The sequence below is a fragment of the Shewanella zhuhaiensis genome (assembly GCF_022484835.1).
Lineage (GTDB): Bacteria > Pseudomonadota > Gammaproteobacteria > Enterobacterales > Shewanellaceae > Shewanella > Shewanella khirikhana.
In genome coordinates, this window is the sequence record NZ_JAKUDL010000002.1 from 122,856 (window position 1) to 134,835 (window position 11,980).

General features: G+C 38.8%; 13 protein-coding genes. All 13 read left to right on the top strand.

Annotated elements, in window-relative coordinates; genetic code table 11:
* Positions 1-2: 2 nt before the first annotated feature.
* The 13 genes from neuB (at position 3) to MJ923_RS06180 (ending at position 11,979) form a co-directional block, all read left to right on the top strand.
* The gene (neuB, locus tag MJ923_RS06120) at positions 3-1,076 is read left to right on the top strand and encodes an N-acetylneuraminate synthase (RefSeq protein ID WP_240590342.1); all 1,074 of its coding nucleotides are present in this window, start codon (positions 3-5) and stop codon (positions 1,074-1,076) included.
* Positions 1,069-1,701 carry an acetyltransferase gene (locus MJ923_RS06125; protein WP_240590343.1) on the top strand — a complete coding sequence of 211 codons (633 nt, stop codon included), beginning with the start codon at positions 1,069-1,071 and terminating at the stop codon, positions 1,699-1,701. Before neuB ends, MJ923_RS06125 begins: the two co-directional genes overlap by 8 nt.
* A gap of 11 nt (positions 1,702-1,712) precedes the next feature.
* Complete coding sequence (locus tag MJ923_RS06130) at positions 1,713-2,765, top strand: nucleotidyltransferase family protein (protein WP_240590344.1); 1,053 nt, start codon at positions 1,713-1,715, stop codon at positions 2,763-2,765.
* A 1-nt stretch (position 2,766) separates the two neighbouring features.
* Entirely contained in the window at positions 2,767-3,744 is a 978-nt protein-coding gene (locus MJ923_RS06135; protein WP_240590345.1) for a Gfo/Idh/MocA family protein, read from the top strand.
* Positions 3,741-4,439 carry an acylneuraminate cytidylyltransferase family protein gene (locus tag MJ923_RS06140; protein WP_240590346.1) on the top strand — a complete coding sequence of 233 codons (699 nt, stop codon included), beginning with the start codon at positions 3,741-3,743 and terminating at the stop codon, positions 4,437-4,439. The genes MJ923_RS06135 and MJ923_RS06140 overlap by 4 nt, the downstream gene beginning before the upstream one ends.
* The gene (locus MJ923_RS06145) at positions 4,429-5,193 is read left to right on the top strand and encodes an oxidoreductase (protein ID WP_240590347.1); all 765 of its coding nucleotides are present in this window, start codon (positions 4,429-4,431) and stop codon (positions 5,191-5,193) included. The genes MJ923_RS06140 and MJ923_RS06145 overlap by 11 nt, the downstream gene beginning before the upstream one ends.
* Positions 5,194-5,207: 14 nt before the next feature.
* Positions 5,208-5,861 (top strand): imidazole glycerol phosphate synthase subunit HisH, encoded by a 654-nt coding sequence (gene hisH / locus MJ923_RS06150; protein ID WP_240590348.1) that lies wholly within the window; start codon positions 5,208-5,210, stop codon positions 5,859-5,861.
* Complete coding sequence (locus MJ923_RS06155) at positions 5,854-6,663, top strand: imidazole glycerol phosphate synthase cyclase subunit (protein ID WP_240590349.1); 810 nt, start codon at positions 5,854-5,856, stop codon at positions 6,661-6,663. Before hisH ends, MJ923_RS06155 begins: the two co-directional genes overlap by 8 nt.
* A gap of 12 nt (positions 6,664-6,675) precedes the next feature.
* Complete coding sequence (locus tag MJ923_RS06160; RefSeq protein ID WP_240590350.1) at positions 6,676-7,950, top strand: N-acetyl sugar amidotransferase; 1,275 nt, start codon at positions 6,676-6,678, stop codon at positions 7,948-7,950.
* 3 nt (positions 7,951-7,953) lie between these two features.
* Positions 7,954-9,060, top strand: coding sequence for an N-acetyl sugar amidotransferase (locus MJ923_RS06165; RefSeq protein ID WP_240590351.1), 1,107 nt, complete (start codon positions 7,954-7,956; stop codon positions 9,058-9,060).
* A 61-nt stretch (positions 9,061-9,121) separates the two neighbouring features.
* Positions 9,122-10,615, top strand: a complete 1,494-nt coding sequence (locus tag MJ923_RS06170; RefSeq protein WP_240590352.1) for a lipid II flippase MurJ — start codon at positions 9,122-9,124, stop codon at positions 10,613-10,615.
* A gap of 1 nt (position 10,616) precedes the next feature.
* Positions 10,617-11,441, top strand: coding sequence for an aldolase/citrate lyase family protein (locus tag MJ923_RS06175; protein ID WP_240590353.1), 825 nt, complete (start codon positions 10,617-10,619; stop codon positions 11,439-11,441).
* Positions 11,425-11,979 carry a sugar transferase gene (locus MJ923_RS06180; RefSeq protein ID WP_240590354.1) on the top strand — a complete coding sequence of 185 codons (555 nt, stop codon included), beginning with the start codon at positions 11,425-11,427 and terminating at the stop codon, positions 11,977-11,979. Before MJ923_RS06175 ends, MJ923_RS06180 begins: the two co-directional genes overlap by 17 nt.
* Position 11,980 lies beyond the last annotated feature (1 nt).

An 11,980-nucleotide genomic window follows, 5' to 3' on the forward strand; every position in this document is an offset into this window, starting at 1 on the left:
GCATGACTCTAATCATTGCAGAAGCGGGTGTGAACCATAATGGTGACGAAGCTTTGGCGTTTAAACTCGTCGACGCTGCGCATCAAGCTGGCGCCGATATTGTTAAGTTTCAAACCTTTAAAGCCAAAAACTTAGTTACAGAACAAGCTAAGCAAGCTGATTACCAAGTAGCGAATACAGGTAAGCAGGAGTCTCAACTTGCCATGTTAAGTCGCCTTGAACTTAGCTACGAAGTCCATCATCAGTTAGTAGCGTATTGTGGAAAATTGGGTATTGAATTTTTATCCACTGCTTTCGATATTGAAAGCCTTGAGTTTTTAGTAAATGATTTAAAACTCGCCCGATTAAAAATTCCTTCAGGTGAAATTACTAATGCCCCCTTGGTACTGCAACATGCGCGGACTGGCTGTGATTTAATAGTATCCACAGGTATGGCGACCCTGGCCGAGATAGAATCCGTTTTAGGTGTTATTGCGTTTGGTTATACTGCTCCCGTGGAAGCTCTGCCCTCGGTCGACGCATTTCAAGCCGCTTATTTTTCTGATGCAGGGAAAAAGGCACTTAGAGATAAAGTGACCGTTTTACATTGTACTACTGAATATCCAGCTCCGCTGGTCGATATTAATCTTCGCGCCATGGATACCTTAGCGTCTTCTTTTGGTTTGCCAGTCGGTTATTCAGATCACAGTGAAGGTATTGTTGTACCCATAGCGGCTGTTGCTCGTGGTGCTATCTTGATCGAAAAGCACTTTACGCTGGATAAAAATATGGAAGGGCCAGATCATAAAGCATCATTGGATCCACAAGAACTCAAAGCTATGGTTGACGCTATCCGCGCAGTAGAATTGACCTTGGGTGATGGTATTAAAGGACCAAGACCTTCTGAAATGAAAAATAAAGCCGCAGCGCGAAAGAGTATTGTTGCAGCTCGTGACATTGCAGCTGGTCAGATTATGAGCGCTGACGATCTGGCGGTTAAAAGGCCCGGTAGCGGGGTTAGTCCATATCAATTCTGGGAAATCCAAAACAAAACTGCTGCCAAAAGTTATAGAACTGGAGACTTAGTTTTTGAATAAAGCTGTTTTGGTGATAGGGGCTGGCGGCCACGCCGCTGTTGTGATTGACATTTTACGACAGCTCAACTGTACCGTACTGGGAATAGTGTCAAAAGAGCAACCAAAACCACTAGCGGTGTTTGAAGGCCTTACTTGGTATTCTTCAGATGATGACGTATTGTCCTTTGATAAGGATTCAGTATTGCTGGTGAATGCGATTGGTTCACTACCAGGACAGGAAGTACGGTTTAAAGTGCACCAGAAGTTTAAACAACACGGTTATAGTTTTATGACTCTGGTGTCACCTAAGGCTATTGTATCTGAATTCGCATTTTTAGCTGAAGGTGTTCAAGTAATGCCTGGATGTATCATCAATGCGAACGCTTCGATAGGTGTAGGAACTATCCTAAACTCTGGCTCTATAATCGAACATGATTGTGTGATTGGTAAGCATAATCACATTGCTCCAGGCGCAGTGTTAAGTGGTGCAGTCGATACCGGTGATTATGTTCATATATCCACCGGAGCAAGAGTTATTCAAGGTCTCCACATTGGTGAATGTACCCTTGTTGGCGCAGGAGCTACAGTCACAAAAAATCTAGATAGCAACAAAATTTTATACGTTGCTAGGCCATTTTTGCGATAAAGGATCTGTAAATGAGTTATGACTGGAAGGAAATTTTAATTAAACCTGAACAGCCTATTCTTGAAGCCCTGAGGAAGATAGACACAGGTTCACTTAGAACCGCACTAGTGGTTGACGATGCTTATCATTTGTTAGGGGTCGTAACAGATGGTGATGTTCGACGTGGGTTATTAAGAAATTTGAGTCTTTCTAGTCCAGTAAGTAGAGTAATGAATACTCAGCCCTGTACAGCTAAACTAGGGACTGCGCGGAAAGAACTTGTAAGGTATATGGAAGAAAAGCAATTACTTGCGATACCTTTACTCGACGGCGACACGGTAGCAGGTATAGAAACCTTACAAAGAGTTGGTCAGCAGGCTAAGTATAAAAACCCTGTTTTTTTAATGGCTGGAGGATTTGGCACAAGATTAAGGCCGTTAACGGATAATTGCCCTAAGCCGTTATTGAAAGTCGGCGACAAACCTATTTTGGAAATATTGTTGAATAGTTTTATCAAAGCAGGTTTTGAAAATTTCTATATTTCGACTCACTATATGCCTGAAATGATAAGAGACTATTTCGGCGATGGTTCAAAATGGAATATAAAAATAACATATGTGCATGAAGAGATCCCACTAGGTACAGGTGGTGCTTTAGGGTTATTACCGGATAGTGCGCCAAAATTACCATTGATTTTAATTAATGGCGACGTGTTGACCAATGTCGACTTTGAACGAGTTTTAGAGTTTCACAATAAGCATAGCTCTGCAGCGACTATGTGTGTGCGAGACTATGAATATCAAGTGCCGTTTGGTGTTATTAATGGTGACGGTAACAAAATCATCAGCATGGTCGAAAAACCAATTCAACGTTTTTTTGTCAATGCTGGTATTTATGTAGTTAGTCCGGAAGTTTGGCGTTCAGTTGAGCAGAATTTCAGGATAGATATGCCTTCGCTACTTGAACAATTTATTGATAAAAATGCAAATGTACTCATGTTTCCAATTCATGAATACTGGCTTGATATTGGTCGAATTGAAGATTACAACAGAGCTCAAACAGACGTTATGAATTTGGAGTTCTGAGATGAATTGTTATGCTGTTATTGGGATGGGTAGTATCGCCAAGCGCCATATTGCTAATCTAAAATTCTTACATCCAGAAGCTAAAATTTATTCAGTTTCTGCGAGTGGACGTAACAACGAAGTACCTGAATATGCAGATGCTGTTATTAGTTTGGATCAGTTGCTGGCAGAAAAACCAGTTTATGCCATTATTGCGTCGCCAGCACCTTACCATGTAACTACAGCTAAAATATTGATAGAAAAAGGTATACCTGTTCTTGTTGAAAAACCATTATCGGATAGCGTAAATGCATGTGATGAATTACTTGCCAGCATCCGAGAACTAGATGCAAATATGGTTTCGGTTGGCTATTGTTTGCGGTTTTTACCTTCAGCCCAAATCGTAAAACACTATCTGGATTCAGGTTCATTAGGCAATGTTTACAATATTGAATCTAATGTTGGGCAGTTTTTGCCTAGATGGCGTAAAGATAAAAATTATAGAGACTCTGTTTCAGCCCAAAAAGAACTTGGTGGCGGAGCCTTGCTAGAGCTCAGTCATGAGCTGGATTACCTATTTTGGTTTTTTGACGATTTGGAATTACAGCATAGTTGGCTGCGTACGACAGATGAGCTTGATTTAGGTGTTGAAGAAATAGCTGATCTGGTTCTTACAACCACATCTGGTACCTACATTTCAGTTCATCTTGATTTTATTCAAAAATCTACACAACGTAACTGTGAATTTATTGGTGAAAAAGGTAGATTGGTGTGGGATCTCATCGCAAACTCAGTCACATTATTTCATGCAACAGGAACTGAAACTTTGTATTCAGAACCGGAATACAATAAAAACGGTATGTATCTAGATATGTTGCAAGCTTTTGAAAACGTCAAAAATGCTGGCATATCACATCTAGCAACAGTTGAAACTGCTTCAAAGGTGGTCAAATTGATTGAGGATGCAAAACACTTTAATAAATCGGGAAGGATGGCGTGAGAACTATAGCATTCATCTTTGCAAGAGGGGGGTCAAAAGGGCTGCCTCAAAAAAACATCAAACCTCTAGATGGTAAGCCGCTTATCCAATATTCAATCGAAACAGCATTAGCTACAGCAGGTATTGAGCAAGTGTTTGTTTCCACTGACGACGTTGCGATAGCTTCTGTTGCGCGGGCTGTTGGTGCCGAAATTATTGAGCGTCCAGCAGAGCTTGCTACAGACACAAGTCCAGAATGGTTATCCTGGCGTCATGCTATTGACTACGTTCGAGCTAGTTATGGTGATTTTGATGTGTTTGTCAGCTTACCTGCCACTAGCCCGCTTCGTGATGAAACCGATATTAGTTCTGCCATAAAACAACTTTTAGATACTGGAGCCGATATCTGTATTTCCGTTACACCAGCAAATCGTAGTCCATATTTCAATATGGTGAAACAGAACGAGGATGGCTATGTGGAGTTAGTTAACAGGCCTACAACTGGTGTGTATAGAAGGCAAGATGCTCCTGAAGTTTTTGATATCACAACAGTAGTTTACGCCGCGAAACCTGAATTTGTTCTTGAAAAAAATGCGTTGTTTGATGGAAAAGTTACCAGTGTACTCGTTCCGAAAGACAGGGCTGTAGACATTGATGATATTTATGATTTCATGCTGGCAGAAGCGATAGTGAAGAGAAAATTAAATGATGCTTGAAGGAAAAAAAATAGTAGTGGCTGGTGCTGCAGGCTTACTGGGCGCTCAACTTGTCCATAAGCTGATACAGCAGGGCGCAGAGGTCATTGCAATCGATCGAGATCTAGCCAGTTTAAACGATAAGCTATCCAAGTCAGGAGTGGATATAAATAGCACAGCTTTGCAAAAATTTATATTGGACCTGTCTGAAGAGTCTGCTGTGATCAAATTTTTTGACTCGGCAGAGGGGATTACAGGAGCTGTTAATTGTTCTTATCCAAGAAACAAGAATTATGGTAAACACTTTTTTGAAGTTGCTCAGGCTGATTTTAATGAAAATATTTCTCTGAATCTTGGGTCTTCATTTTTATTTATGCAGCAATGTGCAAGATATTTTGAGCAACATCAGACAGAGTTTTCACTTGTCAATATATCTTCTGTTTATGGTGTCATCCCGCCAAAATTCAGTATTTACAACAACACCAAAATGACTATGCCAGTCGAATATGCCGCTATCAAGTCAGGTCTTATCCATTTGTCACGTTATGTGGCAAAATACGTCGCAAACAGTAAATTCAGAGTCAACCTAGTAAGTCCTGGCGGTATCTTCGACCATCAGCCTTACGATTTTCTTAAAGCCTATAAAGAGGAGACTCTAGGTAAAGGCATGTTGGACGTGTCTGATGTATTAGGGTCAATTGTTTTTCTACTTTCGTCGATGTCTGGTTTTGTTAATGGACAAAATATAATCGTTGATGATGGTTTCTCGATGTAATGGTGGTGGTACATATGGCTGATAAATTGAACGTAGCGATCATCGACTACGAGATGGGAAATGTGAAGTCGATCGAAAATGCGATTGCACATATTGGAGATTATAATGTTGTGATTACTGCCGATAGTAGTGTGATTTTAGCATCGGACATCATAATTTTACCTGGCGTAGGTGCTTTTCCTGATGCGATGAAAAAACTCTCTGAAAAGGGGTTGATCTCCGTGCTTGACAAAGCTGTGAGAGAGTTGAAAAAACCAACTATAGGTATTTGTCTTGGTATGCAGTTGTTGTTCGATGTTTCTGAAGAAAAGGAAATTACGAAGGGGCTAGGTTGGATTCCCGGTAGAGTAACTTATATGCATCCAGAGGGCAATTTAAGGGTTCCTCATATAGGTTGGAACTCTTTAATTTTGATGCCTGAGGATGTTATTTTTGATTATCTCCATACTGATAAAGACTTTTATTTCGTACACAGCCTTCACGTAGTGTGTGATGACCAGTACACCATGGCAAAGTTTGATTATGGGGGCATGATGACTGCTGCAGTGAGAAAAGATAACGTTGTAGGAATGCAGTTCCATCCTGAGAAAAGTCAGAAAAATGGTTTGCTAGCATTAAGTAGCTTCTTCAAATGGGCAAGTTCAATGGTTGGACAACGCAATGCTTAAAACGAGATTGATTCCTTGTATTATTACTAAAAATGATTTGGTTGTTCAAAGTTTTAACTTTAATAAGTATTTGCCCATAGGCAATGTAAAAACTGCGATTGAGTTTTTTGTCAATTGGGATGTTGATGAAATTGTTATTATCGATATCGATGCTACCAAAGAACTAAGAGCGCCTAATGTCGAATTAGTAACTTGGGCTGCTAAGGAGTGTTTCGTCCCTCTAACAGTTGGTGGAGGTATCAAAACATTAGAACATATCCAAAGCCTACTCAAAGCTGGTGCTGACAAAGTATGCATTAATTCTGTTGTGCGCAACGACCTTGGATTTATTACCGAGGCCTCAAAAATTTTCGGTGATCAGTGTATTACGGTATCTGTTGATGTAGCGAAAACTGACTCTGGTTATGCGGTGTATGATTATCTAAGCAAAACTGTGTGTGGTATTGCGCTGAAACATCATCTGCAAGAGATTGAAGCAGCCGGTGCGGGGGAGATCTTATTGAACTCGGTAGATCGCGACGGCAGTCGTATTGGTTATGACATTGAACTACTTAAAGAAGTTAGTTCTTCAGTTAATATTCCGGTTATCGCTTTAGGTGGTGTCGGCCGATTTGAGCATTTAGCTGATGCTGTCAATAAAGGTGGGTGCCAGGCTGTGGCAGCTGCGAACATTTTCCAGCACATGGAACACAGCACTATTGCAGCTAAAGCTCAAATGCGCAGTTCTGGGCTTAAAGTACGTTTGAGCTCCGAAGTAAAATATGAAGATTTTTCCTTGGATATCCTCGGACGGCCATTTTAAGGTGTTTGAAAAATGAAATTTTGTAACAGATGTTTGTATCCAGAAAATCATGCATTGAATTTGATTCTGGACGACCAAGGCGTGTGTAGTGGTTGCCGTGTCCATGAAGAAAAATATCAAATTGACTGGACAGTCAAAGAAAAAGAACTGGACGCTTTATTGTCTCAGTATAAAGGGCGAGCCGGAACATCTTATGACTGCGTCATCCCAGTTGTCGGGACTGGAGACGATTTTTTTGTCGTTGATCTAATAAAAAATAAGTATGGGTTAAATCCATTGCTTGTTACTTATAACACTCATTTCAGTACCAAAGTTGGTGTACGAAATCTAGCGCGTTTGATCACTGAACTGGACTGTGATCATATGATGTCTACAGTGGGACCCGACACCATCAAAGAGATAACCAAAATCACTTTGCAGAAGTTTGGCGATATGTACTGGCATGTTTTGGCAGGGAGTCAAACATTTCCGGTACAGGTAGCCACAAAGCTAGATATCCCATTAATTATCTGGGGTGTAAATGGTTGGTTGGATCAGGTGGGTATGTTTAGCCATCATGACCGTGTTGAGATGACAAAAAAAGTCAGAAAAGAACATGCGATGCGTTGTGTCGATGCGGAATCTTTAATTGGCGTTTCCGATAGAGTCACACACAAAGACCTACAGGCATTCACTTACCCTTCAGACGCTCAATTAGAGAAGTCCAGAGTTCGTGGTTTGTATATTGGTAACTATGTGTTTTGGGATTCTCAAAAACAAATAGAAAGTGCTATCAGCAAGTTTGGTTATGAGACCCATACCCAAGAACGTACATACAATACGTATGAATCAATTCATTGTTTCAATAATGCAAGCGTGCACGATTACGTTAAATATTTGAAATTTGGCTATGCCAAGGTTTCTGATCATGTCGCTCGTGATATACGCTTGAAGCGAATTAGTAAGTCTGAAGGCTTAGCACTGATAAAAAAATACATTGAAGTTAAACCTAAAGCGCTTGATTCTTTTCTAGATTGGGTTGGTTTGTCAGAAGAAGAATTTATTTCAATTGTTGACCAATTCCGTGATCCCTCTGCTTGGGAAAAAAATGAGGATGGCAGCTGGGTTTGTAAAGGTAGTGTTTTAGCGAATGAGATCAACCTAAAGACCGGTCAGGAACTTGAAGTAGTTGATCCTAGAGAATATAGGCTAACTGAGTTGCTTGAAGACCAATCATCATTCAATGACTACATTTTGTTAGGGCGGACTTATATGGATAAGCGCAACTATAAGGCTGTCGAGGGTTAAGATATGAAGTTTTGTTCAAATTGTGTTATGCCGGATACAAAGCCCGGAGTTTGGTTGGATGAGCGTGGTTTTTGTAACGCATGCCGCACTAAAGAAGTTAAAGCGACTATCGACTGGGATGCACGTTTTAAAGATCTTGAACTGATTGTTGAAGATATCAAAAAAGCTAATCATCCATTTTACGACTGTATTGTTGCTGTTAGTGGTGGCAAAGACAGTTGGTATCAGGCAGCTGTGCTAGCCGAACATTTTGGGTTGAAAGTACTCTGCGTAACACTCGCAGCGCACTTACCAACTACTGAGGGCATAGATAATTTAAATAATATGATCAAAGATCTGAACGTTGATCATATGAAAATTACCATCAAACCTAGTACCTTCAGAAAAATCCGTCAAAAATGCTTTTTACGCCAAGGTGAGCCTAATTGGGCTGAACACTGCGCAATGTTTTCAAGCGTTGTAAATACAGCTTTAATCTATGAAGTACCGCTTGTTGTTTGGGGGGAAGATATTGCCTTTGAATTCGGAGGTTTACAGCGTAGCGAGAGTAAGCCATCCGCTTTAGCCATCAACAAAAGCGATCTTGTCAAAGAGAAAACTGTATTTGATTGGCTCGATGATGATGTATCCGAACGAGATGTATTTTTCTACAAATATCCTGACTATAAAAAGCTTGAAGAAGCCGGTGTGCAAAGTATTTACTTGGGACACTTTGTGAAATGGTATGGTCGCCAGAATTATGAGTTTGTTCTGCCACGAGGATTTACAGGTCGGCGTGCTGGCCCGTTACCGGGCAATTACTTAGATTATGATAATATTGATGAGAAGCTTTGCGAAATAAACATATGGTTTAAGTATTTGAAATTCGGTTTCTGGCGCGCGACAGATCAAACTTGTTATGACATTTGGAATGATCGTCTTTCTCGTGAAGATGCTGTTAAGATTGTTAATAAACTACAAGATGAAAAGCCTTTTAACGATCTTGAAGATTTTTTAAACTTTCATATGATTACAAGTGAACAGTTTGATGAGACGGTAGAAAAATTTCGAAATAAGGAATTATGGGAGTTCGTTAATGGGCAGTGGAATCTGAAATTTTCTGTTGTGTAATTTATCATCATTGTTCAAGGTTATTATAAGTTAACCTTGAACAATAAGAGAAATAATATGAATGAATAAAGTACTGTTAGTTGGACTCAGCGTTTCATTTGCTCTATTTCTCGGTAGAGTATCTGGTTTCCTGAGAGATGTTATAGTAGCTTCTAGTTTTGGAATATCATTGAACGCTGATATGATAATCCTGTTGCTTACTATTCCTGATATTGTCGTTAATATATTAGTTGGGGGTGCTATTGGCTTAGTATTAATCCCAAGATTCAAGGGTCATAATTTTGATGATAGAAGTGCACTTTATATACAAGCTTTGCTTATCTCTTTTTTTGTTTTTTTAGCCATTAGTTTTTTTATATCGTTCTTTCCTACAACCTTGTTATCTTTGTTATCACCTGGAATTGTTAATGTGGTCAGCGAAGATTTTCTTCAGAGTCTTAACTTTGTTTTATACTCAATTCCATTAATAGTAATGTCAGGTGTAACTACAGCATTTTTGAATTCGAATGATAAATTTTTCGTAGCTGCATTGGGCACTCTTATTTTTAACGCCGTGGTAATACTTTTTATAATATTTTACTTTTACTTTGATTCTTATTTTGGTGTTATTAACTCTGTACTTATGTATGTTAGTATGGCTGTGATAGTTGCGGCATCTATAAGATTTCTACTTTTGTTTTACTATAGTAGACCAGATAGCTTTCATCTATCATCAGTTTTACGAACGGATTTGGTAGATAAAGAGTTGGCAAAGCAATACTCATTTTGTGTATTGGGTTGCGTAGCAACACTTAGCTTTCCTATATTGATAAGGGCATATATATCTTTGGATGGTGAAGGGTATTTGGCAATATCTAGCTTTGCTATGAAGCTGGTTGATTTACCGTTAGGCGTAGTATTAACAGTTTTTTCAATTGTATTCTTCCCTAAGCTATCTGAGACTTTGGAACCCCTACGTTTTTCGAATACATTTACTAATGTAACTTGTATAATCATTGCTATATCTATTGTTATCACACTAATATCATATAATTGCTCTACTTTCATCGTTGAGTTGGTTTACGGTAGAGGGAGTTTTACTCAAGAAGACATAAATACAGTTGCAATGTTTTTTAAGGTTTTTTCATTTTCGTTAGGACTACAAGGACTAATTAGTTTTATTATTGCTGCGTTTGCTGCTAAGAGGGATAACTCAACGCCATTATGGATATTAGCAATCAATATAGTTATTTGTATTGTCAGTATATATTTATTAGAACTTTCGTCGATAAATGCATTAATAGCTATGAATATTGGTTATTTGTCCATCGCAATTTCGTTGTTGGTCGTGTTGAATTTTAAACATTACGTAAAATTTTCCATTGTTGGAAAAGGTAACTTAATTATGTTATCAACTGCGTTTTTTACATCAGTGCTCTATAATTTTACGTTTAGTTATCAAGACTTTTCTTTCGTTTGGGTGTCTATTTTTACTGTAATATATATATCATTAAACCTTATTCCACTTTTACAATACGGGGTGCCAGGCTTGTATACGAGGTTAGTACGTGAATAGAATGAAGCTGATGCTAATAACAAATAGCCCACAAGTAGCTCAATTTGCTCAGAGCTGTGGAGTCGACAGAATATTTTTGGATTTGGAAAAAATAGGAAAATATGAGAGGCAGGGACATTTAGACACTGTTATTAGCGACCATTCATTGGAGGATGTCTCTAGATTACGCACGGTGTTAAGTAAATCTGAACTTTTAGTCAGAATTAACCCCATTCATGAGAATACTGAATACGAAATTGAATGCGTTTTGTCTTCAGGGGCTGACATAATAATGTTACCAATGTTTACTTCAGTCAGTGAAGTGAAATTTGTATCTGAGTTAATTGATAATAGGTGTCAGTTCATTCCGCTAGTTGAGACTGCAAAATCATCAAATTGTATCTTGGAAATCGCCAACGTTAAGGGCGTCACCGAGGTCTATATAGGTTTGAATGATTTACACCGAGATCTCGGTATGTCATTCATGTTTGAGCCATTAGCTACGGGGTTGTTGTCAGAGTTGGTTGAAAAAGTAAAACAATCTGGAAAACCATTCGGATTTGGGGGGATTGCGTGTATTGGACAAGGTGAACTACCTGCAGAGTTGGTTCTCTCTGAACACATAAGGCTTAATTCGTCTAGCGTTATTCTGGCAAGAGCTTTCCATAAGCGAGCGAAAAATATAGAAGAGTTAAGGGATGCCAATTTCGAATATAATTTATCTAGGCTCAGGGCCGAAGAACAAAAATTAAGAGGAGAGTCTCCAAGTGTTATTGATTTTTACAACGACCAGTTGATCTCTACTATTAATAGAATTGTGGGAAAAAACCTTGAAAAGAACATTTGATTTTTTTTGTGCGTTGTTAGCTATAATTATATTATTTCCTTTGTTAGTAATAGTTTCTATTTTGATAAAATTTGATGATTGCGGACCGATAATTTTTAGACAAAGTCGAGTAGGTAAAGGCGGTAAAGTTTTTCGAATATTTAAATTTAGAACGATGGTCGTTAATGCTGAATCTATAGGCTCTTATAGTACATCAATTGATGACCGAAGAATTACAAGGGTCGGCAGATTTCTGAGAAGGTCGAGTATCGATGAATTGCCTCAGTTATTTAACGTATTGTTCGGCGATATGAGTATCGTAGGACCGAGACCTAATGTAGAAGCTCAAGTCGAGTTATATCAAAAAGTTGATTGGGATAAAAGAAATTCGGTGATTCCAGGTATCACTGGGCTCTCCCAGTGTACCATCCGATCTTCTGGCAGCGAAAGGCAGCGACTAAAGTATGATCTTTTTTATGTTGAAAAAAGGAATTTCTATTTAGATTTGATCATTATTGCAAAAACAGTTAAGCAAGTAATTTTAAAGGGCGGCAATTAGA

Excerpts from the sequence above, each read along its gene's own strand:
- neuB (WP_240590342.1), top strand. The coding sequence starts at position 3 with ATGACTCTAATCATTGCAGAAGCGGGTGTGAACCATAATGGTGACGAA.
- MJ923_RS06130 (WP_240590344.1), top strand. The coding sequence starts at position 1,713 with ATGAGTTATGACTGGAAGGAAATTTTAATTAAACCTGAACAGCCTATT.
- MJ923_RS06135 (WP_240590345.1), top strand. The coding sequence starts at position 2,767 with ATGAATTGTTATGCTGTTATTGGGATGGGTAGTATCGCCAAGCGCCAT.
- MJ923_RS06145 (WP_240590347.1), top strand. The coding sequence starts at position 4,429 with ATGATGCTTGAAGGAAAAAAAATAGTAGTGGCTGGTGCTGCAGGCTTA.
- hisH (WP_240590348.1), top strand. The coding sequence starts at position 5,208 with ATGGCTGATAAATTGAACGTAGCGATCATCGACTACGAGATGGGAAAT.
- MJ923_RS06155 (WP_240590349.1), top strand. The coding sequence starts at position 5,854 with ATGCTTAAAACGAGATTGATTCCTTGTATTATTACTAAAAATGATTTG.
- MJ923_RS06160 (WP_240590350.1), top strand. The coding sequence starts at position 6,676 with ATGAAATTTTGTAACAGATGTTTGTATCCAGAAAATCATGCATTGAAT.
- MJ923_RS06165 (WP_240590351.1), top strand. The coding sequence starts at position 7,954 with ATGAAGTTTTGTTCAAATTGTGTTATGCCGGATACAAAGCCCGGAGTT.
- MJ923_RS06170 (WP_240590352.1), top strand. The coding sequence starts at position 9,122 with ATGAATAAAGTACTGTTAGTTGGACTCAGCGTTTCATTTGCTCTATTT.
- MJ923_RS06175 (WP_240590353.1), top strand. The coding sequence starts at position 10,617 with ATGAAGCTGATGCTAATAACAAATAGCCCACAAGTAGCTCAATTTGCT.